At 38.1% G+C, this 24,831-nt stretch carries 23 protein-coding genes; 8 read left to right on the top strand and 15 right to left on the bottom strand.

Going from position 1 to position 24,831, the window contains the following annotated elements:
- Positions 1–13 precede the first annotated feature (13 nt).
- Positions 14–2,857 (bottom strand): DEAD/DEAH box helicase, encoded by a 2,844-nt coding sequence (locus LEP1GSC202_RS05475; protein WP_015677447.1) that lies wholly within the window; start codon positions 2,855–2,857, stop codon positions 14–16.
- Positions 2,857–3,567: a 7-carboxy-7-deazaguanine synthase QueE gene (locus LEP1GSC202_RS05470; RefSeq protein WP_015676672.1), complete on the bottom strand. Its 711-nt coding sequence runs from the start codon at positions 3,565–3,567 to the stop codon at positions 2,857–2,859. The genes LEP1GSC202_RS05475 and LEP1GSC202_RS05470 overlap by 1 nt, the downstream gene beginning before the upstream one ends.
- Before the next feature lie 75 nt (positions 3,568–3,642).
- Between LEP1GSC202_RS05470 and LEP1GSC202_RS05465 the strand changes: the two genes are divergently transcribed.
- Positions 3,643–5,289 carry an anti-sigma factor antagonist gene (locus tag LEP1GSC202_RS05465; RefSeq protein WP_015677148.1) on the top strand — a complete coding sequence of 549 codons (1,647 nt, stop codon included), beginning with the start codon at positions 3,643–3,645 and terminating at the stop codon, positions 5,287–5,289.
- Positions 5,290–5,305: 16 nt separating this feature from the next.
- On the opposite strand, the gene LEP1GSC202_RS05460 is transcribed toward LEP1GSC202_RS05465, so the two are convergent.
- On the bottom strand, positions 5,306–5,527 hold the full coding sequence (locus LEP1GSC202_RS05460; protein WP_015677575.1) for a transcriptional coactivator p15/PC4 family protein: 222 nt from the start codon (positions 5,525–5,527) through the stop codon (positions 5,306–5,308).
- 1 nt (position 5,528) lies between these two features.
- A complete protein-coding gene (locus LEP1GSC202_RS05455) occupies positions 5,529–6,452 on the bottom strand; it encodes an FAD-binding oxidoreductase (protein WP_015677197.1) in 924 nt (307 codons plus the stop codon).
- A gap of 188 nt (positions 6,453–6,640) precedes the next feature.
- Here LEP1GSC202_RS05455 and LEP1GSC202_RS05450 point away from each other — a divergent pair, with 188 nt between their 5' ends.
- Positions 6,641–6,862 carry a hypothetical protein gene (locus tag LEP1GSC202_RS05450; RefSeq protein WP_015677108.1) on the top strand — a complete coding sequence of 74 codons (222 nt, stop codon included), beginning with the start codon at positions 6,641–6,643 and terminating at the stop codon, positions 6,860–6,862.
- 14 nt (positions 6,863–6,876) lie between these two features.
- Complete coding sequence (locus LEP1GSC202_RS05445; RefSeq protein ID WP_015676467.1) at positions 6,877–7,401, top strand: DUF3015 domain-containing protein; 525 nt, start codon at positions 6,877–6,879, stop codon at positions 7,399–7,401.
- Here LEP1GSC202_RS05445 and LEP1GSC202_RS05440 read toward each other — a convergent pair.
- The 4 genes from LEP1GSC202_RS05440 to LEP1GSC202_RS05425 are packed head-to-tail and all read right to left on the bottom strand — an operon-like array spanning position 7,398 to position 11,405.
- Positions 7,398–8,042, bottom strand: coding sequence for a hypothetical protein (locus LEP1GSC202_RS05440; RefSeq protein WP_015676660.1), 645 nt, complete (start codon positions 8,040–8,042; stop codon positions 7,398–7,400). The two genes, LEP1GSC202_RS05445 and LEP1GSC202_RS05440, sit on opposite strands and share 4 nt — an antisense overlap.
- Positions 8,017–10,194 carry a TonB-dependent receptor plug domain-containing protein gene (locus tag LEP1GSC202_RS05435; protein ID WP_015677029.1) on the bottom strand — a complete coding sequence of 726 codons (2,178 nt, stop codon included), beginning with the start codon at positions 10,192–10,194 and terminating at the stop codon, positions 8,017–8,019. The genes LEP1GSC202_RS05440 and LEP1GSC202_RS05435 overlap by 26 nt, the downstream gene beginning before the upstream one ends.
- Entirely contained in the window at positions 10,194–10,853 is a 660-nt protein-coding gene (locus LEP1GSC202_RS05430) for an HmuY family protein (RefSeq protein ID WP_015676926.1), read from the bottom strand. The genes LEP1GSC202_RS05435 and LEP1GSC202_RS05430 overlap by 1 nt, the downstream gene beginning before the upstream one ends.
- Before the next feature lie 6 nt (positions 10,854–10,859).
- Positions 10,860–11,405 carry an LIC20153 family lipoprotein gene (locus LEP1GSC202_RS05425; RefSeq protein ID WP_039928594.1) on the bottom strand — a complete coding sequence of 182 codons (546 nt, stop codon included), beginning with the start codon at positions 11,403–11,405 and terminating at the stop codon, positions 10,860–10,862.
- Between the two features lie 238 nt (positions 11,406–11,643).
- Here LEP1GSC202_RS05425 and LEP1GSC202_RS05420 point away from each other — a divergent pair, with 238 nt between their 5' ends.
- Positions 11,644–14,100: a sensor domain-containing protein gene (locus LEP1GSC202_RS05420; protein ID WP_039928222.1), complete on the top strand. Its 2,457-nt coding sequence runs from the start codon at positions 11,644–11,646 to the stop codon at positions 14,098–14,100.
- Positions 14,101–14,112: 12 nt separating this feature from the next.
- Positions 14,113–15,087, top strand: a complete 975-nt coding sequence (locus tag LEP1GSC202_RS05415) for a M23 family metallopeptidase (RefSeq protein ID WP_015676754.1) — start codon at positions 14,113–14,115, stop codon at positions 15,085–15,087.
- Here LEP1GSC202_RS05415 and LEP1GSC202_RS05410 read toward each other — a convergent pair.
- Complete coding sequence (locus LEP1GSC202_RS05410) at positions 15,067–16,107, bottom strand: hypothetical protein (RefSeq protein WP_015676567.1); 1,041 nt, start codon at positions 16,105–16,107, stop codon at positions 15,067–15,069. The genes LEP1GSC202_RS05415 and LEP1GSC202_RS05410 overlap by 21 nt on opposite strands.
- Between LEP1GSC202_RS05410 and LEP1GSC202_RS05405 the strand changes: the two genes are divergently transcribed.
- The gene (locus LEP1GSC202_RS05405; RefSeq protein WP_015677361.1) at positions 16,106–16,729 is read left to right on the top strand and encodes a hypothetical protein; all 624 of its coding nucleotides are present in this window, start codon (positions 16,106–16,108) and stop codon (positions 16,727–16,729) included. The genes LEP1GSC202_RS05410 and LEP1GSC202_RS05405 overlap by 2 nt on opposite strands.
- Before the next feature lie 9 nt (positions 16,730–16,738).
- Here LEP1GSC202_RS05405 and LEP1GSC202_RS05400 read toward each other — a convergent pair whose 3' ends face one another.
- Both LEP1GSC202_RS05400 and LEP1GSC202_RS05395 read right to left on the bottom strand, forming a co-directional pair.
- Positions 16,739–17,794 carry an MBL fold metallo-hydrolase gene (locus LEP1GSC202_RS05400; RefSeq protein WP_015677520.1) on the bottom strand — a complete coding sequence of 352 codons (1,056 nt, stop codon included), beginning with the start codon at positions 17,792–17,794 and terminating at the stop codon, positions 16,739–16,741.
- Between the two features lie 130 nt (positions 17,795–17,924).
- Positions 17,925–18,500 (bottom strand): TetR/AcrR family transcriptional regulator, encoded by a 576-nt coding sequence (locus LEP1GSC202_RS05395; RefSeq protein WP_039928593.1) that lies wholly within the window; start codon positions 18,498–18,500, stop codon positions 17,925–17,927.
- Positions 18,501–18,675: 175 nt separating this feature from the next.
- Between LEP1GSC202_RS05395 and fliG the strand changes: the two genes are divergently transcribed.
- Positions 18,676–19,689, top strand: coding sequence for a flagellar motor switch protein FliG (gene fliG / locus LEP1GSC202_RS05390; protein ID WP_004785217.1), 1,014 nt, complete (start codon positions 18,676–18,678; stop codon positions 19,687–19,689).
- Between the two features lie 14 nt (positions 19,690–19,703).
- On the opposite strand, the gene LEP1GSC202_RS05385 is transcribed toward fliG, so the two are convergent.
- Positions 19,704–20,192 carry a helix-turn-helix domain-containing protein gene (locus LEP1GSC202_RS05385; RefSeq protein WP_015677067.1) on the bottom strand — a complete coding sequence of 163 codons (489 nt, stop codon included), beginning with the start codon at positions 20,190–20,192 and terminating at the stop codon, positions 19,704–19,706.
- A 395-nt stretch (positions 20,193–20,587) separates the two neighbouring features.
- Here LEP1GSC202_RS05385 and LEP1GSC202_RS05380 point away from each other — a divergent pair, with 395 nt between their 5' ends.
- Entirely contained in the window at positions 20,588–21,511 is a 924-nt protein-coding gene (locus LEP1GSC202_RS05380) for a glycerophosphodiester phosphodiesterase (protein ID WP_425256018.1), read from the top strand.
- On the opposite strand, the gene LEP1GSC202_RS05375 is transcribed toward LEP1GSC202_RS05380, so the two are convergent.
- Genes LEP1GSC202_RS05375 through pepN form a run of 3 tightly spaced genes read right to left on the bottom strand, consistent with a single transcriptional unit; the run spans position 21,508 to position 24,827 of the window.
- Entirely contained in the window at positions 21,508–21,852 is a 345-nt protein-coding gene (locus LEP1GSC202_RS05375; RefSeq protein ID WP_015677278.1) for a TRL domain-containing protein, read from the bottom strand. The two genes, LEP1GSC202_RS05380 and LEP1GSC202_RS05375, sit on opposite strands and share 4 nt — an antisense overlap.
- Positions 21,849–22,172, bottom strand: coding sequence for a TRL-like family protein (locus LEP1GSC202_RS05370; RefSeq protein WP_015676911.1), 324 nt, complete (start codon positions 22,170–22,172; stop codon positions 21,849–21,851). The genes LEP1GSC202_RS05375 and LEP1GSC202_RS05370 overlap by 4 nt, the downstream gene beginning before the upstream one ends.
- 12 nt (positions 22,173–22,184) lie before the next feature.
- Positions 22,185–24,827 (bottom strand): aminopeptidase N, encoded by a 2,643-nt coding sequence (pepN, locus tag LEP1GSC202_RS05365; protein WP_015677414.1) that lies wholly within the window; start codon positions 24,825–24,827, stop codon positions 22,185–22,187.
- Positions 24,828–24,831 lie beyond the last annotated feature (4 nt).

The following is a 24,831-nucleotide window of genomic DNA, read 5'->3' as shown; positions in this document are numbered from 1 at the left end:
AAATGAAATTTAATTAAATGCTGATGTAGGTCTGAAAGAGTTGGATTTTATGAAAGATTTTGGCTCCATTTTTAATTTTACGCATCTCGACGGTATATTCATCCTTGGCTCTTTGGATTTCTTTCATTGTTTTATGAAGGACTGCTTTTTTTTCAGGTCGATTGTCCCATTTGTAAGCAGCTTCTTGTCTCATCAGTTTTTCTTCCAATTGGCGAATCGTTTTTTGGTGTGAAAGTTCTACTTTGTATTCTTCCTTTTGGAAAATGGAGAGAGTTTCTTTTCTTAAAATTTCTTTTTTGTTTTCCGCCTCCTTTTCCACTAATGGATAACATTGGATAAAGGCTTCTTCGAGTTTGGAGAGTGGGATTTCTTTCTCAGGAACATAGGTTTTCCCATCCATCCATTCTTTGGGTTTATCCGTGTGTAAGACTGTCTTCTTTTTCTTTACATCATATTCAATGAAAAATAAGTCTTTTCGTTTTAGGGAAAAATCAAACTCCACTTGGAAAACAAAAAGTATTTTTTGACCTAATTCTTCAGAGTATAAATATTTTTTCTTACGTCCAACATTACTTTGTGTTAATAACTCTGTTACTTTTTCTACAAATGGATGGCCAAATGCCATAAATTCTAAAGAATCATTGGTTAGAGCCAAATCAGAATCAAAGGTAGCTTTTTTGACTTTTCCATCCATATTTTTGTATTCATATGAACCTTTGCTAATGGCCGTTAGTGTACCAGGCAATTGATTTTGAAAAAATTTACTACCTTCTGATACCACCTCTTCTAAATGGCTATTGTTCCATTCTCTTTCTTCAAGGGTGTGATCATAATAGTCTTTTAAATTAAAATCTAAAACTTTTGGGGTCACAAGTGCGTTTAATTTTTCAAATCCCTTTTGTGCCACTTGGATGCGTAAATCAAATTCTGTTTCTAATTCTTCTTTTGTTTTTGTGCCTGTGATAAACTTCATCAAACTTGAGTTAAAGTCCAATTCTTCTTCGATTGTACCAAGTAAATCATCAGAGGCACCAATAGATTCTTCAAACAAACGGATTTTATTTGTAAGAACTTCTAAAATTCGTTCTGCAACTGTGTCTTTTGAAGCAAAGTTAAAGATGTAAACATTGTCTTTTTGTCCAAATCGATGGATCCTACCAATCCTTTGTTCAATTTTTAAGGGGCTCCATGGAAGATCATAGTTAAACAAAATATTGGCGAATTGAAGGTTACGTCCTTCACCACCAGCTTCTGTACAGATTAAAATTTCATAGTCTTCTTTGAATTTTTGTATCGCAACTTCTTTCTCATCCATACTCAACGAACCATGGAACGGAGAAACTTTGAAGTCGGGTTCAAGTACAGATTGTAAGTGGTCTTGTGTAGTTCTAAACTGTGTGAAGATGATAAATTTTTTATGACCTTCTTTTTTCAAACGATAAAGAGTTTCTTTTAGTTTTTGGGTTTTTTTATCTTCTTTGATCTGTTTACCCAAATGAATCAAACGATTGAGTGTGAATAATTCACGTTTGATTCTTTGGAAGCTCGACATCTCTTCGTCTTCCAGTTCTGTGATAAAGTCTTCCACACCTTCTGTTTCATCCAAATCCCAATCGTCCAAATTGGTTTCATGTTCTTTCATGTAATGGAATTTGGATTCCAACATAAATTTTCTTTTTTGTAATGCAGATAATAAGGCAATGACCGATGAATCCAAAAGTTTTTGGAATACAACCATAACGAATCCAATGGCACGGTTTTTAGTTCCCAATGCCATATTGTATTCCCGTTTTACATATTCAGTGGTTTCATCATAAAACGCTCGTTCAATGGGTGATAGATCAATCCGAACGGTTTTGGCAAATCTTTTGGTAAATCCACCTACTTCAACTTTACGACGGCGGAGTAATACCTTAGAAATCTTTTCTTTTAAGTCCCCTTTTTGACCTACCACATAGTCATTGATAAAGGTATGATAGGGTCCTAAAATATTTGGATCCACTAAGTGCATGAGGTAAAATAATTCTTCTAATTTGCCACGGAATGGAGTTGCAGTGAGAAGGAGTAAACATTCTGTTTTTCGGGCAATTTTTTCTGCAAAAAGGTAACCGCGTGTGATCTTCGAATAATCACGACGAAGCCTATGAGCTTCATCAAAAACAACGATGTCCCATTTTGTACCTAATATTTCTTCTGCATACCTTGGATTTTTAATGAAATCGATAGAAGTAATGATTTTATTAAAATTCCTCCAATGATCGGGACCATTGGTCACAAAATTGCGACGTCGAACGATTGCAAATTCCTCATTGAATTTGTTTTTCATCTCTTGTTGCCATTGCACAAGTAAGGGTGAAGGTGCAACCACCAAAACTCGTTTGAGTCCACGACGAAACATCAATTCTTTTACAGCAAGACCCGCCTCGATTGTTTTTCCGAGACCAACTTCATCAGCCAAAATAAATCGTGGTTTTAAACTGTTGGCCACAATGAATGTGGATTCTATTTGGTGAGGTAATAAACGTGTTCTAGAATTGGAAAGGGAGGAGAGTTTATTAAAATTATATGTGAGTTTGAGTTGGCTTGCAGTGAGAGCAAGTTCCATTGCTTTTGGGAATTCTTCCCAAACTTTTAGCGATTCAGGGTATTGGTTTAAAAAATGTAAATTTCGATTGGATTTATTTACTGTTCTAAAAATTTCTTTGGATTCAAAAAATAATTCAACGGAAGTAGCCGTTTCTTTTGTGATTTTTGCAAGACCTAACTCGGGTTCGTCGATTAGAAACCCATACTCTATTGCTAGTTTTGGTTCAACCGTAGTTTCAAAATCTAAACTTAACTGAGTAGGGATATCCATCAAACTCCTTTCTGATTTCCCCAAAGCACTTTATGAATTTGAAGCGACAAACGACTCTTAGGTGGGTTGTCTATTTTGATCCATTCAACTAGTTCTTTGGCATCCACTTCACCGTGGACTGGCGAATACAATATATTTGTCTGTATTTTTTGTTCGCGAATGACTTCGATACTTCTTTCAAAGTCGATTCTATCTCGCACAACGAACTTAATTTCGTCAAGTGAATTATGTCTCTTTTCTAAGATCTGGAAATTTTCTAGATCCATTCGATTTTCCATCCCAGAACCTGGCAGTTTGTAATCCATGGTAAAAATAAAAAACGGATCCAATGTGATTTTTTCGCTACCATTGGTTTCCACGCGAGATGCGGGGTACGGTTTATTGTGTTCTGTGCGAAAGGAATAGAGGGACTCGGCAATGGCAATGGAAAGGGTTCGGTTTTCTCCCTCAAGTGGTTCTCCCCCCGTTAATAAAATTTGGAATCCATGACCTTGGTCTAAGGCTTTTATTTCATCCAAGATGGCGGAAACTGTTTTTGTTTCCCCTTGGTTTGGTCCGAGAGCATAAGGAGTATCACACCAAAGGGATTTTGTTTCTGTTTTTCCACAACGTAAGGAACATCCAGCAAACCGAACAAATACAGTAGGGATCCCTTGTGAAATACCTTCACCCGAAATAGAAGAATAGATTTCATGAATTTTTCCGAACATGGCTTTTTCCCTTCCTGTCAGTTTAATTGAAATTGTTCTTGCGAAAACATTAATTCGGAATTTGCTTTTAGGGTCATGTTTTTAGAAGCAAAACTGGAATACCCGATCATCCAAGAGAAGGAAATCCAAGAAAATCATCTCTTATTACGATTTCGAACTCCAGCCAATCCCAAGGTTGAAGAACGCAAACCCCTCGTGATTGGACTTACCATCGACAAAAGTTGGTCGATGAAAGGGGAAAAGATGGAAGCTGTAATCGATGCTTCTTCTGCACTGGTCAATTGGTTAACTCGACATGATGCCGTTTCCATTATTGCTTACTCTTCTGATGTGCAACTCATTCAACCTGTCACCCACCTAACAGAAAAAGTTTCTGTTACGGATAAAATCCGTAACATCCAAGTGGCAACTTCTACCAATTTAAGTGGTGGATGGTTGTCAGCATTAAAAAGCCTTAGCCAATCCAAAATCCCCAATGCCTATAAACGAGTGATCCTATTGACGGATGGCAATCCTACATTAGGGATCAAAGAAAAGGATGCATTGGTTACCATAGCAAGTGACCATTTGGCGATGGGTATATCAACAACTACAATAGGTGTCGGGAATGATTTCAATGAAGAGATGTTGGTTGAGATCGCGAAAGCAGGTGGTGGGAATTTTTATTACATTGATAATCCTGAAAATGCATCTGATATTTTTTTTGAAGAATTTGGAGACATTGGTGCCTTATATGCCCAGGCCATTGATGTAGAACTCCAAATGGCACCTGGAGTGCGCCTTAAACAAGTGTTATCGGAAACTTCGCACCAAGTTTTGGAAGAGTTTGATGAATTTTTAGGAGATGCTAAAACAATCTCTCGTCAAAAAATAAATTTGCAATTAGGAGACTTACGTGCTGATGACCTTCGCAATCTGGTGTTAAGATTGGAAATAGATGACCGTGTCCACCAAACCAATACTCCATTTTGCGAAGTTAATGTTTCGTATTATAATTTGTTGAAACAAAATGTTTTAGAATCCGTTAAAGAATCTTTCTCTTTTGCGCGGGGAAATAACCGAGGAAAACAAGACCCAGATGTCCTTGTGGAAATTTTAATTGCAAACGCTACCGTTGGAATCAAGGAGATCACTGAATTTGTGAAGAAAGGCCAAAAAGAAGACGCCAAAGCGATGTTATATGGCTTAATTCAGGATATTCGCAATAATGTTCATTTTGCACCAAATGCCCTCGGCTCGTTACTTAGCCGTCTGCAAACATTAGAATCAAAAATGGATACAAAATCAGAAGATTTACACAAACATCTTTTTATGAATTCACAAATGTTGTCAAAAGGACCAGAAAAAATTGACCTAAAGGATGTAGTTGTTCACAACCAAATTTTCGAATACCATACAATTGGAGATATTGATTTGTACAAATGCCCTGAGATCAAACAATTGATGGAACAAAAAATGGCGGAAGGGTATCGGTATATGATTTTTGATTTTTCTCATACATCTCATATCGATTCTTCAGCGATTGGAATGGTGATTCAGATTGTTGGATGGTTGCGTAGGAGGGGTGGAGAACTTGTGGTGACCAATATACGTCACTCTGTAAAAAAAATTTTTGAAATCACTCGGTTGTACAATCACATCAGAGTTGCAGAAAGTTTGTCCTCTGCACACGAAGTGTTACAGAGGATTGTGTATGCAAAGGAAGGGGACGAAATCATTTAAGATACAAATTGTATCTTTATGCTAACCAACGTTCTGCTTCTTCAATGGCCTCTTTTAAGTCACTTACTAGAGTGGGTGCAATCGCGATTCCTTTTTGGGTGGGCTTTAATTCCCCATTTGGATCTGTATACCACACTCGGATGTTAAAAAACGTTTGTCCTTTGTATTCGGAAATCTCAACGCGGATGACTTCCCCTCTGCCTTTATCAATGTCTCGGATGATCCCAGTTTTTGCCATGTTAGTACGTCTCTACAAATAATTGTTCTTTTTCTTCCAGGTGTTTTTTGAAGGATTCATACGTTAAATCATTGCCACAAGCTGACATGATTTCTTGAATCACTCCTTTTTCCATTCCCTTCGGACCGCCACAAATATAAAACTTACCGTTTCCATTCACAGCATTTTTAATGGCTTCGGCATTTTCTTTTGCGCGGTGGGTGATGTACATCTTACCCCCATCAAAACTATTTTTTTCTTCACGGCTAATCGCCGTTACAAAATGAAACCTGGAGTGTTCCTTGGCTTTCTCTTCAAAATAATCTCGAAGGACAATTTCATCGGAATAGGGAGCTCCGTAGATAAGCCAAAGATTCCCTTGGAACTGAATGAGTTTCTGCACTAGTAATTCTTCTACCATTCCAAAAAATGGACTGATCCCGGTTCCTGTGGCAAAGAAGAAAATATCTCCAGAAAAATCATTTTGGGGCAAAAGGAATTTTTTTCCTGCAGGTCCCGTCATCGTCACAACATCCCCGGGTTTTAAGTCACAGAGGTAGTTGGAACAAACCCCTTTATGGAGTAGATTTCCATTTTCATCATACACATTGTCCCGCTTCACGACGAATTCGATATTGTCCTTGGTTTGGCCAAAACTATAAGAAGGGGAAGCGATGGAATAAAGGCGAACCGTATAACTGGCATCAACCAGTCCTTTTGCTTGTTTTTCTGGGTCAATTCCAGGTGGGATGATCCCAGCACTTTGCCCAATCATATAGGGATAAACGGAATGGTCTATGGCGATTGTGATCCGGTGGACTGCCGCATCGCCTTCCTTTGTTTGGCGTTTTCCCTTACCAAGTTCTGGAGTCAAACGGGTGTTTGCTAAAACTTGGGCTTGGATGGGGTTGGATTTTTTGAATAAATTGATCTGAGGGGTAAGCAAAGTCGTCCTCGTAACAGGTGGTTTTACGTCAAGTTTGGCAAGGTTGGCCTTCGGGAAAAGGAGAACTTGGATCTTTCATTTTTCGTTCCGAGAATTATGTCTCTTCCTTGACTCAGAATTTGGATTTTTTAAACTTTAGTCATTCCGGCCCTCCCGCCGATCCTTAAACCATAAGGGAAACAAGTTACATGAGATCGACAGAAGTACAAGAAAAGAAGTCCTATCCATTTCCGAACTCCGTCCTTCACCAAAAATTGGAAAGTTTTACGAACACCATGCTTGCTTCTCTCGAAAACCAACCCAAACACGAAACCACTTGGGCTGTGATCACGATGAAGGGAGAAGTTTTGGCACAAGGTTCCAAACACCCCCACATAGACCCAAGTTCCGATTCCCTATTTTCTCTTTAATTCAGGAGTTTTTTATGTTAATAATCAAACGATTCATTATATCCATTTTTCACATAACAACCATTAGTTTAATTTTTCTAACAAGTGTAAGATCAGTTTCGGCAGAACCTTATGGAATGGCGGGATGTGGTTTAGGTTCTATGGTGCCTGTTTGGAAAAACGATATTGGTCAAATCCTTGCGGCAACTACAAACGGAAGTTTTTCTTCGCAAACCTTTGGTATCACTTCTGGTACTTCCAATTGCACAACTGATGGACTCGTCAAAAGGGAGATTGCCCAAGAAGTTTTTATTGCATATAACGAAGAACCCTTAGAATTAGAAACCTCAGTTGGGAAAGGGGAACGGATTCGAGCCGTCGCGTCTTTGTTAGGTTGTCCAAAACATGCAGTAGAATTAGGTAAGTTAATGAAAGAAAACCATTCCTTTCTTTTTGCAAAATCGAATTCTTCTTTAGAAACTCGTTCCAAAGAAATCCTCACTCGATTGAAAACACAAATTGCAACGGATACAAATTTGAGTTTAGTTTGTAACAATTAATCTCGAATGACTCTCGATATCTCAGAATTATAACGATACGCAGCTTCTGTTTGACTTAAATATCCATAAGCACCCAATTCAAAAAGAAATGAAGCTGTGATTCCGTAACCTCCATCAGGAACAGAGTCACATCCTTTTTTTCCAGCAGGGTGGATTTTCCAATCACGTGTATTTAGGTAAGGAAAATCATCAGGGCAAATTACATGGCTATATATTTTTCCATCGGCATGCCTCGCTTCGTGTAACAAAATCAAAACTCGGTCCAAACGATTTAAAGTAAAAAAACCTCGACCAAGTAACACTTCACCTTCTCGGTACATTGCCACATAGTCACCGGTAGCTCCATAATTGTACTTTTTGATTCGGGATTGGATCCAACGTGATATTTTTTTCCCCGAAAAAGGAAATTTGAAATGTGATTCAAATTGTGTATGGCGGTTGTAAGTTGTTTTATCGATTTTGATTTTTTTAGGTTCTAATGTTTCCAAATACAAAAAGGTTTCTTTTAATGTTTTGGATTGTTTGGCAGATAACTTTGATTCATCGGAATAAACTGAGTTTGTATCGAAAGAGAAAATCAAATATCCAATTAAAACCAGTTTTTGAACACTTAATTTAGAATGTGGCTTGGAGTCCGCCATAGTAAAACCTTGGACGAATAGGATTGTAAGTAAGCTCGTATTGGTCCAAAAGGTTGTCTACTCCGAAAAATAAGGACATCCTTCCTTCAAAAAATTTTTTCTCTAAACGCACATTGAGAAGGGTGAACGGTTTCCCATATACCACTTTATTGTTCTCTTCTGGAGTGCGAGTTTGTTGGTCGATGAGTGCCGTACTCGTACCAGCAGTAAAATCATTAGTTGTACTATAAAAGGGACGTTTGTCTAATCGTTTGGCACGAAGTGCAAATTCCCAACCACCTGGAGCGTTCACAAAAAAATTCATTGTACCTTGGTGGAGGGCACGTCCTTCGAGAGGTCTATCCGTTGTTAGGTCCCTAGTGTCTGTTTGGTTGTATCCAAGTTCTAAAGCAAAATACTTTAAAAAACGAACACGAGATCCTGCTTCCACTCCCCTTGTGTAGGCTCGTTGGACGTTTTTCAATTGGAAGGTTGCAAATTCACTCGTTCTTGTCCCAAAACTGTATTGGATGAGATCCGTGATATCATTTCGAAAAACACTGAGAGATAAGGTCCAAAATTTGAAAGGTGTGTATTCAAGATCCGCATTAACTGTTGTGGATTTTTCGGGCCTTAGTTTGTCATTTCCTTCTACAGTATACCCAACTCCTGGGTTTTCAAAACGTAAATACAATTCACGAAAGGATGGTGGACGAAATCCTTTTCCATAACTGGCTCTAAAAACCAAATCACTTGTGATGTCAATTTTTGTTGCAATTTTAGGAGTGGTTTGTCCCCCAAATTGGGAATCCACATCATGCCTAACCCCAGGCACTAGCCGCCAAACAAAGCCTTGGCGCCAAATCACCCATTCATCTTGGATGAATGCAGCCCTTCTTGTTCGGTATGCATTTCTTCTTGCCAATCGGTCCGTTTGTAATTCTTCAGAAAAAGATTCCACACCTGCCGTGATCATATGGTCCTTATGGACTTCATGATCAATTTGTGCTACACCTTGAGATGAAAATTCGATAGTGATTTCTTTTACATCAAGTTCATTCGAATTTCGTTGGTCTAGTTTGTAATGGTTTTCCCAACGTGAAAAATTTCCACGAAGGGAAACCATATTTCGTTTTCCATAAGTATATTCCAAGGCACCTAACGCCAAAAAGTCGTTTGTCATATTGGTACGATCAAATACACCACCGGTCGCTCTTGAATCAATCCCTGCCTGGTTTCGATTTAAATAATTGATACCTGTTTTGACTTTGAACTGTCCATCTGGGTTAAACGTCATATTCCCACCAAGGTTATTGTCTTGGAAAGAGTTCCCAGTGGTCGCTGGTGTTTTTGGGTCCAAGTCGTATGCTGCCGATTGGTTAAACCCACCAAAAAAATTAGTGGCCACAAAATCATTTTTGAAACCAACATCGGCGATCATATTTTTTTCGCCTTGTGAGCCAAAGTTCATTTGTCGGCCGTTCCCGTAGGATGTGCGAAATTGGTAGTGTTCTGGTTTTTCGGCTTGTTTGGTGATGATATTGATCACACCACCGATGGCATCCGCTCCATATAAAGAAGAACTACTTCCTTTCACAATTTCAATCCGTTCAATGTTTTGCACTTTGAAACGTGTTAAATCAATCGTGTTATTGAGTCTTCCTGCAACTCTTTGCCCATCAACCAAAAATAAAACATATTTAGAATCGAGTCCCAACATTTGAACTTGGGAACCACCAAAAAATGGTGTAACGTTGATCCCAAGTTGTGTATCAAGCACCTCACCTAAGTTACGCGCACCCGTTTGTTCTATTCGTTTGCGTGAAATCACTTCAGTGGCAACAGCAGAATCTTTGAGACGGCGTTCCCCACGAGATCCAGTGACTACAATTCCATTTTTATGATCCAAGTCTTTGAAGCGATCATCCTCATTTGGTTCTTCGGTTTTTCCTGTTTCAGAACTTTCTTGGACTTTTGATGGATTGGTTTCTTTTGATTCGTTTGGCTCCATATTTGGATCAACAGGTGTGATCGGTTGTGTTTGGGTTGGAGTCTCCGTTTTTCCATTTGGCTTTGTTTGTTTGCCAGTGGGTTTTGTTTGGGAATGGAGGTTGACCCAAAACAAAAAGAAAACAGAAAGATAGATATTAAAACGAAATAATTGGGATAACATTAGGGAAGTTTTTTCCAACGGATGGTTGGGTAACCTGAGGTACCAGCATCACTATAATAATTTTCGATTTTCACAGCATAAATTGCTGACCCTGTGCCAGACCTGATAAGAAAGATTTTATTTGCTGTTGGAGTTAAGAAACCAATCGTATAATCATACCATTCAGTAACAAGTGTGTTACCGACATAAACAGCTCCTGCACCACCTATTCCTTGTGTTGTGGCGGAAGTATCGGTGACAAAAGGACTACAACCAGGGGAAGATGATGGTCTTGAACTAACTGATTCAAAATCAGAACTATTCACAAGACAAGCGCCACCCAATCCAAATCGATTGGTGTCACCAGAATTTGTCGCCGCCTTATAACGATTAAATGCTATGTCCCAAGTAAGTGTATCCTTTTGAGACAAAGGGACTTGTTTATTTGTATCAAAATGAAAGTAGATGTAAAAATCTAAATTGGTAGCATTGAACCGAGTTGTAAAACTCCCATCCCCATTCGAACGAGAGAATACAATTTTATCCAATGCATTGGGATTTCCTGCATTCACAATACTTGTGATGAGATTGTTTACATACAAATCTTGGTCAGTCAGTGCTGGCTTCTGCCGAGCACAAAAACTAAAACCAAACAAGATCCCAATGACGAAATACTTCAATGTTTTTTATAATCCACTAACGGTATAAGAAACTGCTGCTGCTTGTCCTCTCGAAGGAATGGCATAGAAGAATAAATAATAATCTCCCGCCGTATCGAAAGCGATCGATCCTGATCCTGAAAGTTGGAAGGAATTGGTAAATTCGCTATTGGAATCAGTGAGTGACGACGGAGTGAATCCATTTCGAGTGGAAGTTGTCAAAGGACAAGAAGAGGATTGGTACACAATCACGAAGGAGTTTCCAGTCAGAGCAACGTTCGTGCCATTTTTTGCGGTTAATTTTAATGCAGCTGTTTGGTGTCCTACAATGGCTACTGAACCGGTTTTTGTGATCGTCCCAGCACCATTTGCTGTCACAACATTTTGAAAGGTATTGATACTCGCTCGTGGAGGCGCATTCACAGTGCAATCACCTTGAGCACTGGCAATGATCGAAAGAGCGAGAAGGTTTTCTAAGTCTTTACTCTCTTCTTTTTTTTCGCACTGGAGGGTAACGGCACCCAAAATTGCCAGTAAAGCGAACAATCTAATCTTTTTTTCAAGGGATTTCATAAGAACCTCGGTCTTTTTTATCCAAACTTCTGTACTGTTATTGAGAATCAATTTCATTTTAGAGAAACTGTTCTTTTTTTCAGTCGCTGACATTTCTGTGACAGGAGCGGCATTCGTACAAAACCATTGGTCAATTTCTTTCTCTTGCAATGGAGATCGAATGACAGCACCCTCATACGCGTATGGTGTAAAAAATCTATTGTAAGGAAAAGGATTTTTCGTCTACTATGCCTAGGTCATGTCACTCAAGCAGATCACTATCTACATTGAAGAAGCGGAGAATGACTTCTACAACCGACTACTTCGTGACATAACAAACATAGAAACATGCCATGTGCATAGTTTTCCATCTATCTTAAAAATCAAACCTGGATCCATACAAGAGTCTGCTGTTTTTCTTTTTTGGAATGATTCAAAGGCAATGGAGAAACAAAAATTTGTTTTTGAACATTTTCCTGAGTCTCCCTACGTTATCCTATCAACCGTTAGTCTGTCTCCTGACACACTTTCTCAAGTAGCACACCCTACTTTTTTACATTTAGCAGAGCCAAGTTATTCCGTAGGAAATTTGGATTTAGTTTTGAACTTCGCAGAACGTTTGATAGAGGACATGAACCGATCAATAGCCTATGATAAAATTCGCGAAAAGGTTGTGGTTTTAGAAAACGTATTTGAAGAATCATTAGATATCTTAATGCAAATTGATCCGACCACCAAACAAATTATCAATGCAAATAAACAAGCCGTTGTTGTGTTGGAATTTGGTTTGGATGAGATTTTGGGCAAAGAGTTTTCTTTTTTTATGCCACCTGTGGAAATCGATGAAGATGCAGAGTTCCAAGGAAATTTAATTGAGAGTACGGCACTCCGTTCGAAATCCGGAAGATTGATCCCTACAGAATCATCGTTTCGACTTTTTCCTGTAAATGGTAAGATGGCAATTTGGGCAACCTTTCGAGATATCACGGAACGTAAACGTAGCCAAGAACAAGTTAAAAACCAAAAAGCATTTTATGAATTCATTTTGGATAATTTAGATTCTGACATTGCAGTATTAAATTCAAATTTTGAATATGAATACACAAACCCAGTTTTTTTAACAAATAAAGAAATTCGTAAGTGGTTGTATAAAAAAACTGATGTGGATCTTGCCGAAAAATTAGATTTAGCTCCTGAGTTTTATGAAACCAGAAAAAAATATTTGGAAGTTGCTGCTAAAGAAAATGAGATCGTTGAGTTTGAAGAACTCATTCAAGATCATAACGACAAAGTTACTTATTTACTAAGAAAGTATATCCCAATAGATGATTCGGAAACAAAACAAAAACGATTCATTAGTTTTGGGGTGGATATCACAGAGCGAAAACTATCTGAAGAAAGAATCACCTATCTTGCCTATTATGATGCATTAACTGGTTTGTCCAATCGAACCTTGTTTATTGATCATGCCAACCAAGCCTTAAAAAATCATAAATCCACCGAATCTTTATTAGCGTTTTATTTTTTCGATATCGATAACTTCAAATTCATTAATGATAGTTTAGGCCATACAAAAGGTGATATTCTTTTACAAATGGTCGGTGCAAGGCTCAAACGAGTGATGACGGAAGTGGATACAGTGGCTCGCTTTGGTGGTGATGAATTTGCCATTTTAAAAGTAGATGTTCCAAATAAAAGTGCCGCCGCAGAATTTGCACAAAAAATATTGGATATCTTAAGCCAACCGTTTCATATCATGGGTCGCGATTTGTTCACCACCATCAGTATGGGGATTGCACTTTCACCAAACGATGGAATCACCTCAGCTGAGTTATTAAAAAACTCAGATATGGCGATGTACAAAGCCAAAGAACTTGGTCGTAATAATTATAAATTTTATACCAACGAACTCATTTTACGTTCCGAAAAACGTTTGTACATTGAAAACTCACTACGAAAAGCGATTCAAAACGAAGAGTTAATTTTATTTTTCCAACCTAAAATTTCGACAATCACAAATCAAGTTTGTGGAGCAGAGGCCCTCATTCGATGGAAACATCCAGAACGAGGTTGGGTTCCGCCCATTGAGTTTATTCCAGTCGCGGAAGACTCTGGGATCATCGAAAGGATAGGGGATTGGGTTTTGGAAGAAGCTTGCCGTTTGAAAAAAGAATGGTGTGAGATGGACTTACCCAGTTTTCCATTAAGCATCAATGTAAGTGGAAAACAATTGGCCAGATCCAATTGGTCTCACCGTGTACAAGCAACCATACTTCAGTATGGAATCAATCCAGAAGAAATTGAATTGGAACTCACTGAAAGTTCCATCATGGAAAATCCAGAAAAAAGTATAGAAGCCTTTGAATACCTTTCTGAGTTAGGAATCAAAGTTTCCATTGATGATTTTGGAACAGGATATAGTTCACTCAGTTACTTAAAAAAAATTGATGCTGATGTCATCAAAATTGATAGATCCTTCGTTGTGGATTTAGAACTCAATGAAGATGATAGAGCAATTTGTAAGGCCATTATCAATATGGCCCATTCTCTTGGATTAGAAGTGATTGCAGAAGGTGTCGAAAATGCTGCGCAAAGGGATTTGTTACATGATTTGGGATGTCATATGATCCAAGGTTATTTATATAGCAAACCTCTGCCTGCGGAAGAATTTGTTGCCTTTGTACAAAAATTTAACGAATCCACAAAAACAAAATAGCCGAAATTTAGGATGATGGTCCGTACAATTTCGATCTTATCATTTATCTTCTTTTTTGTCCAAGCTGTTCCTGCGGAATCTCGTGAGGTCAAAAAAAAATCAAAGAAACAGGTTACAACAACGGGGAATTATTTTGTTAAAAAGGAAGAGAAAAACTTTTCCCTATTGATGGAAGCCCGTCGTTTCACTCGAGGAGAAGTTATTTTTTTACGACTCACTCCAAAAGATAAAAAATGGATCAATGAATCATACAAGGTTAGTTGGTTAGGTAAAGATGTTATCCTTACCAAACGAGAAAATAGTTTGATCGCTTTTTTACCGATTTCACCGGATACACCTGCTGGTGCGATGACCTTAGAAATTGTATCGAAAATCTTTTTTGTGAAACGTGGACAAAAACAATACCAAATCATTTTAGAACCTACAAAATTCCAAGTGATCAAAAAAAACCAACAAATCAAAGTGGATGAAAAATTTGTCACAAAGGAACTTCCAAAAGAAATTTTAGATTTTATCCAGGAATGTAAAAATGCAAAAGAATTGGCATTCTCGAAATCAAGCCAATTACAATTCCAAAAGAATTTTAAAAACCCATTAGAATCAATATTTATCACTAGTAAATTTTATGTTAGGCGAGACTATAATAACAAACAAGGTAGGCCCCATGGAGGTGTGGATTTTCGTGGAAAAACGGGAACACCCATTTATGCGATCCAAGATGGAACTGTTGTTTTAGCCCAAAAAACATATTACGAGGGAAATTTTACCATCATCGATCATGGAAATAAAATATTCACTTTTTATATGCACCAAGATGAAATCAAAGTGAAAGTAGGTGAAGTCGTGAAACAAGGCCAACAAATTGGAACTGTTGGATCTACTGGCATGTCAACGGGACCTCATTTGCATTTAGGCGCAAAGATCAATGGAGTATTAGTGGATCCACTATCACTCATTGCTTTACAATCAATTTCGGAATCGAATTGAACTTAAAAATTCACGGATGACTTGTTCGTGAATTTCACCCTTTTCTAAGTTTTCGGTAATGTGTAATAAAAGTTTGTCGTGATTTGCGTTTTCAAAAATCATAAATCCGGTTTTGGAATACCTAGGTCTCATTAGGTCATAAAATGTCCAAAACTTTGAAACCAAGATAAAATCTTGAATTTCTTTCTGTTGGATTTCCTGTAAGTCTTCAATGTCACCTTTACTGACTTGGATTTTTAAAAATTCAGAAAACTCTTGTATTGCTTGTTCTTTTTGGAATCCAACATAATCGGGAAAATAAAAAATCCGAACAAAAGGATACCTTTCTGCGTCATGGTCACTAAAAGAAAGTAATCCAGCGATTTGACCAACTCCCGTTTTGTTTTCTAATGTAAGATCTTCTGGTTTGTAAAAAAACATACCTTCAGGTAAGGTAAAACCAATTTGTAGTTCTTCATTCCAATAATCGTTGTTATTGGTTATTTCCCATTTGTTTAAATCTTTTTCTTCGATATGGTATTTGTTTTTGAATAATAGATAAGCTGAATATATTTCAGCGCCTTGTAATGCTTTGAAAGAAATGAGAGCATTACTTGCGACAAGACAAAAGGCTAACAATAATCTAGCATATTCTGTGAGTTGGAGGATTCGGATGAAAAAAGCAAGAGTAATGAATAAAAATAAAAATACAGTCCCTGCTTCAAAAACTAATATTTCTGTTAACCACAATGCAAATATAAAAAGGATTAAAACTCCGATTTCGATGAAAGGGTGAAAGGTTTCCTTCCAATACAATTGAATCAAATACAAACTTACATAGGTAATCAAAAGTCCTACAACAAGGGATATAAAACACAAAACGAAGATATAATGCCAAGGAAGGTGTGATTCGTGGTAAACGAAAAATGGCACCACGAGGATTGTGTAAAGGAGCAGCAGATTTCGAGTGGTGCTAGGTGAGAAAAATTGAGTGAAGAAACCACTTGCCTGATTTTTGATTTTGCTTAGTATTTGGTTCATGTCGGCGATTACAGACTTCTTTCAAAAAATCCAAAACCAAATTGTTGAAATCCAAACCACCATCAACCAGATCAAAACGAGTTGGGAGAATTTTCAAAAGTTTTGGGATTTGTTTTTTACATTAGTCCCTTGGGAAGTTCTCCTCTTACTCATCTTTTCTGTCATCCTCCTTTCTATTTTTAACTCCATCTCACCGAGCACACCAAAGGCCAATTTGACTCTGGCAGTCGTATTCCTTGCTTTCCTTTGGGTTTATTTTTGGGGGTTGTTTTCCAAAGAAGTTTCCTATGGCAAGGTAATCGTTGCTTCTTTGTATATCCTTGTACCCTTACATGCTGTTGGCGTCAGTATGTGGCTTTATGGTTTTGGCAAAAAAATCTATTGGAAAAAAAGAAGGATCTCACCCAAGGCTTGGGATTTGGCTCTCCACCAAATTGCACTTGACTACCACCGACTGATGGGAACATTACATGGCCATCACAACGCAATTCACGAAAATCGTGAATCCATTGAATCAGAAATCCAACAATTGGAAACTTCCCTTCAAGGGATCAAATCCTTGTTAAACAAAAAAAAATCATTGGATCACAAGGAAGAACAACCAAACGGTACCTCTGAATAAAAATCCCAATCAATTCATTGTCATTAAATGCTTTGCTCCGATAACCTTAGGAAAAAATCCAAATGGCGATTGTGTATCATGGTCGTGAGCAGGGATCACCTTTAGATTCGGATTTACGTTTAGCAGTTCATGCACCCGGGCAATTTCTGTTCCCAGTTCTTCTACATCATAATCCACAATCCATCTTGCGCCTCTTGGTTTGTGTTTAAGTTCTACAAACCCTTCTTTTCTCCAGACGATATCACCTGTTAAAAAAAACACTTCACCATTTTCTGTGTGCAAAAATAATCCCACCGAACTTTCACTATGGCCTTTCATTGGTACAAACACAGCGGTTCCATCCCCAAACCAATCTAAACTCTGTGCATAAGATGCGTAAGGTTTGTTTGTGAATTGAAGGTGTTTCCATTTTACTTCCTTACCATCGTATTGTGAAGGAATGTAACCAAGTTCAATTTTTGCATGGTTCAATTCGTCTTTCCCACTATGTATATTGGCATTCGGAAAGTCTTTTAATCCACTTGCATGGTCCCAATGCAAATGGGAAAAAAATACATCGCGAATGGATTCGGGTTCATTTCCATTGGATTCCAATTGTGTCTTTGCTGTTTCGATGAGTTTATATTCCATCAAAACTTTTAGATAAAAAGGAAAAACGGCAAACTGATCTTTGATCTGAGTCCCAAGCCCAGTATCAAATAAAAAATTACCCTTTGGGTGTTGGATGTAAAAAGCAGAATGGTTGACCGTAACCAGTTTTAAAACCGATCCCCCTTCGATAACAAAAGCTTCTAGTGTTTTTGCTTCCCCTGTTTTCAAAATGGAAAAAACCAAATGAGAATTCCCTTTTGGTTTGGGAATCAGATTGGAATCTTTGTTAGGTTTCCATTTGTCCGATTGATTACTACCGTCTTTGGTTTCTGTTAGATTCTCTTCTGCACTAGAATTTTTGATTGCATTTGAAAGGATTTTTTCATTGGGGTATCCCAAAAAGTATACAATGAAACCGGTAATTGCACCAAATAGAAATAAGGTGATGATTTTTCGTTTTGAAATTGTTTTCATATTTTTTGTCCTAATTTAAATTCTAAATTTGAGATCATTCATTGCAAATTTGATTCGTTTTTTTCATTTTATGTGAAAAACAAAATGAATCCAATGTTTCGATGTCTGCGTTCCCATACCTTGATTCCCTTCAATTTTGTTTTAACAAACTTTCAGCTGTTTTCTCTGCCATACGCAAAGGTTCTGGCGATTTTTGTAATTTGGAAAGTAATAAGGCCCCTTCCCATAAAGAGAGGATGGAAAACGAAATGTTTTTTGCAATTCGCGGAGTGTAACCATTGGAAACCAAATAGGATTCAAATGTTTTCAACCAAAGGGTGTACGCATCTTGACATGCTTTGGCGACTACAACAGATTTGCCTGCTGTTTCCATGGCAGTGGTTGCAATGGGACATCCTTTCTTAAAATCACTGGAAACAATTCTATTTTCCAAAGCATGAAACACTTGTTTTATGGCTTGAGATGGGGTTTCACATTTCCCAAACACTGTGAGAAAAAAATCATTTAACTGTTTTCCCGAATATTCGATGGCAAGGCTTGTGAGCTCGTCTTTTCCGCCTGGGAAGTGAAAGTAGAGCGAACCTTTCGGTGTTCCCGTTTCTTTCCCAAGTTCTGTTAGACCCGTTGCTTCATACCCAGACCCTTCCAAAAGGGAAGCCATCACTTCGATCATCTTTTGTTTGGTATCAAATCCCTTTTTGCCCACAAAACCAGTTTCCTTGAAAATAATAGACCGGTCAACATAAAAAATGATCCAGAGGCAATGGGAAAGGAATGAGAGGCCGAGAGGCATTTACATTCTAATTTTCCATCCGAATAAATCTCATTGTTTTTTTATGAGTTCGCCGATACAGTAAGTAGTACGGATTTCGGGACGAAGTATGATCAATAAGAAGCCATCGCTCACAGGTAGACAAAAAGCCGCCATCTTTTTGGTTGCGGTTGGAAACGAAGTGGCCTCCGAAATTTTCAAACACCTTCGTGAAGACGAGATCGAACAAATCACGTTCGAAATCGCTCGTTTAGATAAGATCACTCCGGAAGACAAAGAGAAGGTACTCGTTGAGTTCAATGAACTCATGATGGCCCAAGAATTTATCACCAATGGTGGTATCGACTTTGCCCGTGGCCTACTCGAAAAGGCACTCGGTAACCAAAAAGCAATCGATATCATCAACCGACTTACTTCTTCCTTACAAGTAAGGCCCTTCGACTTCATTCGTAGAACAGACCCGGCCCACCTCCTCAACTTCATCCAGGGGGAACACCCGCAGACCATCGCCCTTATTTTATCGTATTTGGACCCTCAAAAAGCATCCAATATCTTATCAAACTTGCCACACCAGATCCAAGCGGAAGTGGCCAAACGAATTGCAACGATGGACCGAGTGTCACCGGACGTTCTCCGTGAGGTAGAGCGAGTTCTCGAACGTAAACTCTCCACTTTGGCATCGGAAGATTATACCTCTGCTGGGGGTATTGATTCTGTGGTGGAAATTTTGAACCTTGTCGACCGGGGAACAGAGAAAACCATCATTGAAGCCTTGGAAGAGGAAGACCCTGAACTTGCCGAAGAAATCAAAAAACGGATGTTCGTATTCGAAGACATCGTGTTACTGGATGACCGTGCCATCCAAAAGGTTATGCGTGAAGTGGATAACACCGATTTGGCGAAAGCGCTAAAATCTGTGGATTCAGAGGTACAAGATAAAATTTTCAAAAACATGTCCAAACGTGCGGCAAACCTACTCCGGGAAGATATGGACTTTATGGGTCCAGTCCGATTGAAAGACGTGGAAGATGCCCAACAAAAAATTGTAAACATCATCCGTAAACTGGAAGAAGCGGGAGAGATCGTTGTGGCACGTGCGGGAGAAGACGAACTTGTGGTATAGACCACAAGTGGTTTTTAGTTATTACGGTTGCTAAACTTTCCCCATTTCGGTGGAAATTCAACAAGGGCATCTTTTGGGTTAATTTCCCCCCGTTCCAATTTTTGGTTGAGGGTGATGAGTTTGTGCAAACTTCCCATGGAAAAAGAAAGTTCGGTCACATCAAAATCATCCAACCTCACCTTTGCATTCCGACAGAATAATTTTAACTCGGAAAGGATCAAAGTCACCCTAGCGTTCGCATATCGTGCCACGATCTCTTCAAATTCTTCCTCATTGAAGAACTCTCTTTCTAAATCGTAATCAAATTCGTTTCGGATCAAATCGATGAGTGAAAGTCCGAGTTCCTTCGCTACCAAAACGACATAATCAAATTTGGACCGCATCCAATCTTCGGTTTCTAGTAACTCAATGGCCGACCTAGGAATATTCAATTTTTCTGATAATTGAATGCGTGTGAGGTTCCTTCGTTCCCTATAATTTCTGAAATGATTAACTTTTTCCATGTGCTCCAAAAAAAATTTTAAAAAACCGTTAATAACGTTCTGAAAAGGCTCCAAAAACGTTTCCAACGGTTTGGATGAATAAGATTCGCATGGATAAGGTTGACTTAGATTGGGAAATCTGCGTTAGGCTGAAATTACGCTAAATTTCCTTTCTGGAGCCACCACCGATGTTACCGTAGGTGGTGTGCTCGTTTTTTCCATCCTTTTATAAACGGAAGGTGGCAAAAGCATACAAAAAGGATGTGAAGTTTCTCCTCGTCCAAATCCTGCTCCTTTCTTTTTTTTTCTGATTTCGAAACTTTTTTCTTACTTGATGCAATAAAATCGAAAGGATGAAATTTTGCCCAAGTAGGGTAACTTTGATGAAATTGATTCGTTCGTTGTATTCAATCTACATGTTAGTAGGTTTGATGAGTTTGTTGGTTATGAATTGTGCCAGTGTTGAAACACCAAACCGATTGCGTAAGGAAATCGACTTACAAGGCCACCGCGGGGCACGTGGTTTAAAACCTGAAAATACATGGCCTGCCTTCGAAGAAGCAATCAAATACAAAATGGTGACTTTGGAACTGGATACTGTTTTGACAAAAGACAAACGAATTGTTATCCATCACGATTCTGAAACGAACCCAGTCATTTGCCAAAATGCAGATGGATCAGAAATCCAAAAAAAATCATTGTATGATTTAACTTTGGCCGAATTGCAGACGTTAGACTGTGGTAAAAAACAAAATCCTAGTTTTCCGAAACAAGTTCCAGTTCCTGGAACCAAGTTATTATCGTTAGAGGAATTTTTTGACTTAGTTCAAAAACACGAAAAAAAATCGAAAGAAGTGTATGAATTTAATATCGAAACAAAATTCCCAGATGATGGATCGGCTCCTGATAGTTTGGTGAAAGAACATACGGAAAAATTGATTCAGGTGATCGAAAAATACAAAGTAGTAGATCGTTCGACAATACAATCCTTTGACTTACGAACACTTACTGTCTCAAAACAAAAAAATCCAAAAATCAAAACCAGTGCTCTTTTTGTTCCAACATATTTCCAAGGATTTCTAATGACCATTGGATTTGGCAATGGGTATCGTGAATCCATCATCATAAAAGCAAAAGAGAAACAAGCTGATATCATATCCCCTTATTTTTTATACGTAACACCTAAGTTTGTGAAATCATCACATGACAAGGGGATGATGGTGATCCCTTGGACTGTGAATGCAGAAAAAGAAATGAATCGATTGGTTTCGTGTGGTGTGGATGGGATCATTTCCGATTATCCCGATTTGTTAGATAAAGTGGTACCCCGAAAAAACTAAATTCCTCCGACCACTGTACATAACGTAGAATAGAGAGAGAGGTAATTCGTTGCCTCTTTTTCGATTCGAAATACTTCCTGGATATTTCCAACACTTGCAGCAGCGGAGATGCTGGCATCTCCTGTCACATAGAAAAAACCAATTCGTTTGAGACAGGATTTCCCAACTTTTAACGGTTGTTTGGGGAGAGGTCTTTCCGAAACTGCAAGAGTATAAGATGCATAGAGCAGTCCTGTTGGTCCAATTCCCTGGGGTTGTCCGAAATTGGCACAAGAACTATGAAAAATAATAAAGAATGAAAACGCCCAAAAAATTTGGATTTTCACTAAGAATGATTTCATTCGTTACCTGAGATTTCGACACATAAATTTGCATAAAGACCAAGAATCGCGAATGTAGTCCAATTGGTTTCTGTGACTGTTTGGATTTTCGATCTAGATTTTAAAAATTCAAACGATGCATCTCCGTAGGATATGAAACCAAGGATGGAGTGTGCACAAGATGTCACTCTCCTTTTGGAAGTTTCGCCCGTGCCAAACACACCAATTTTTGTTTTGGTGAAGAGGAGCCCTCTGGGTCCAAACCCAGGGGAGGCACAAGTCACAAAGAGTAAAAACGATAGAATCACAAATCGGAAATGTAAATTTTTGAATTGAGACAAATCCGGTAACCTTTACATCCCAATGATTTGTTTGTGTTTTTGTTTCATTTGGATGCATTTACCTTCTAAATCAATTTGTTTGAAGAGTGTTTTTTTCACAGGTGCAGGTAATTTTGGATGATTGCCTGTGAATTTTTTTAAGATGAGAAGTGTTTCATCCGTACAAAAATCCGGAGCCATACTCTTTGCAAATGCATCCAAATAGTTTTCATCATCCGTATGTTGGAACTGATCCAAAGCATTAAAGTACAAATCCAAAAATTGGAGTTGGATGTCTCTTTGGTATTCAGGAAATAAGGAATAAGAGACCACTCGTAATGTGGAAGTAGAGTATTCACTTGCTTTTGGATTGAGTAATATATGAATCCATTTTTCTTTTACGTTTGCATTTGGTTCAGCTGCTTCTGCCGCCAAACTTGCATTCACACCACGACTCGATGGATCTAATTTTTTTTCACGATCAATAATGGGTTGGATTTTATTACGGTCCTTTTCGAGTGAACTCAGTTTTGTGATCATATTCCATCGAATATCTTGGTCTACTTTGAAACCAGGAAAACTAAGTTTGTTTTCTAATATTTCATACAATCGTTTTTGACTTGGTTCCGTAAATGTAGAATCGATGAGAGATAAAACTAAATACCTTTGTTCGTCTGATCCCGCCTTTGCTTTTGTTAATTCATCCAAAAGAAAGGATTGAAGGGTTTCAATTCCTTCGTTTCGTTTGCCTTCGGGAAACCAAAATCGACTGGTGAAGTAAGATGCTCCAGAATCGCTTGCGAGTTTCGATAAAATCCATCGTTTGATTTTTGTATCGTTTTCCGTTTTGTACAATCGAACCGCACTGTTTTTAAAATCATCGAATGTTAGATTTGCAAGTGTCACCTGTCTGAAATAGTCCGTCCACAAAATGAGTTTTCGCATTGGATCTTTGTCATGTTCCAATACATATTCTAAATTTTCTTTGTTTGTATTCGTCCACTTCCATATAGCAAAGTCATGGTCATTTGAATTGATAAAGGCAAAGTCAGGACAAGTGGTAAGAGGAATGATGGCTTCACTAGAACGACCTGAGTAAACGACTGGGAACTCTTCAAATCGCAAAGAGAGATTGGATTTATCAAAATAATAAATTCCTAAATTTGTTTTATGGTCGCGGAATTTATTTTCTGGTCCTGGGGCCGATTGGATGATTTTTCCATAGAGATTGTTGTCAGCACAAATGGTTGTGAGTTCGATTTGGTTTGTACCTTTTGTTTCCAGCCAATCTTTTGACCATTTTTTCATGGAGAAACCACTTACAAATTCGAGTTCCTTTAAAAAATCGGCGAGTGTAGAATTTGAGTACGAATACTTTCGTAAATAATTTTGAACACCTTTTTGGAAACTTTCTTCACCGATAAAAAACACCAATTGTTTTAAGACAGAAGCACCTTTTCCATATGTGATCCCATCAAATTGAGTGAAGGCTTCCTCTGTATTGTTTACCTTTGCTTCAACAGGATGGTTTGTACTAAAACTATCTTCTTCATAAGCCCATTGTTTCATTTTTTCAAAAAAACTAATCCATGTTTCTTGGAATTCAGAATTTTTAGCTTGGGCCAAACTTGCCATATAGGTTGCAAAACTTTCGTTAAGCCATAAACCATTCCACCATTTCATTGTGACAAGATTTCCAAACCACATATGTGCCATTTCATGTAAAACAACATCTGAAAGATTTTCTCTTTGGGAACGAGTCATCGGAGAGCGGGACACAAAACGTTCTGAAAAAGTAACAGCTGCTACGTTTTCCATCGCACCAAAATTAAATTCCGGTACAATGATTTGGTCGTATTTTTCAAATGGATAGGGAATTCCAAAATAGGAATTAAAAAACGTAAAACCTTCTTTCGTAAATGAAAACCAATCTTTCGGATCAACATATTTGGCGAGTGATTTGCGAACAAAAAGACGAAGGGGAATGGACTCAAACTTGTCTTCCCAAACTTGGTAAGGACCAGCGTGTAAAGAAAATACATAGGTTGAAATCTTTTTGGTTTCTGGGAACTGGTGGAGTACTTCCTCTGGATTTTCTGTTTTACTTTGTGATGAAGTAAGGGTTGTGGAAATGACTTTCCAATTTTTTGGTGCTTTGACTTGGAGTTGGAACGTTGCTTTTAGGTCGGGTTGGTCAAAACAAGGAAACATTTTATTTGCATGAAAGGCTTCAAATTGCGAATAGAGATAAATTTCTTTGTCATCAGGATCAACGAATTTGTGTAATCCATTTCCAGTTTTGGCATAAGGAGTTTCAAAGACTACCGATACTTTATTGTTTCCAATCATCATTCGATCAGAAGGCAATTGGATGTGTCCATTTTTATACTCAAACCCGGAGAGAACTTCATCATTCATCATGATGGATTTGATCACTCCTTGGAAATAATCCAAACGTAGGTCACGAATTCTTTTACCAACAAAGTGAATGTCTACTTTTCCCGTAAAACTTTCTTTTGTTGTTAATTGAATCTCTAAGTTGTATTTTATGTTTTCGATTGTTTCGTAACGGGATTCAGCTTCTTGTATTGTTAGGTGGTAAGTGGGTTTGGCCAATCGACAATGTTGGAATAAAATTAAGAATCCAATAGTTAGAGCGGTGAGTGTTTGTTTCATAAAA

It is taken from the genome of Leptospira yanagawae serovar Saopaulo str. Sao Paulo = ATCC 700523 (assembly GCF_000332475.2).
Classification (GTDB): Bacteria; Spirochaetota; Leptospiria; order Leptospirales; family Leptospiraceae; genus Leptospira_A; species Leptospira_A yanagawae.
This window is presented reverse-complemented; position numbering and strand designations above follow the sequence as displayed.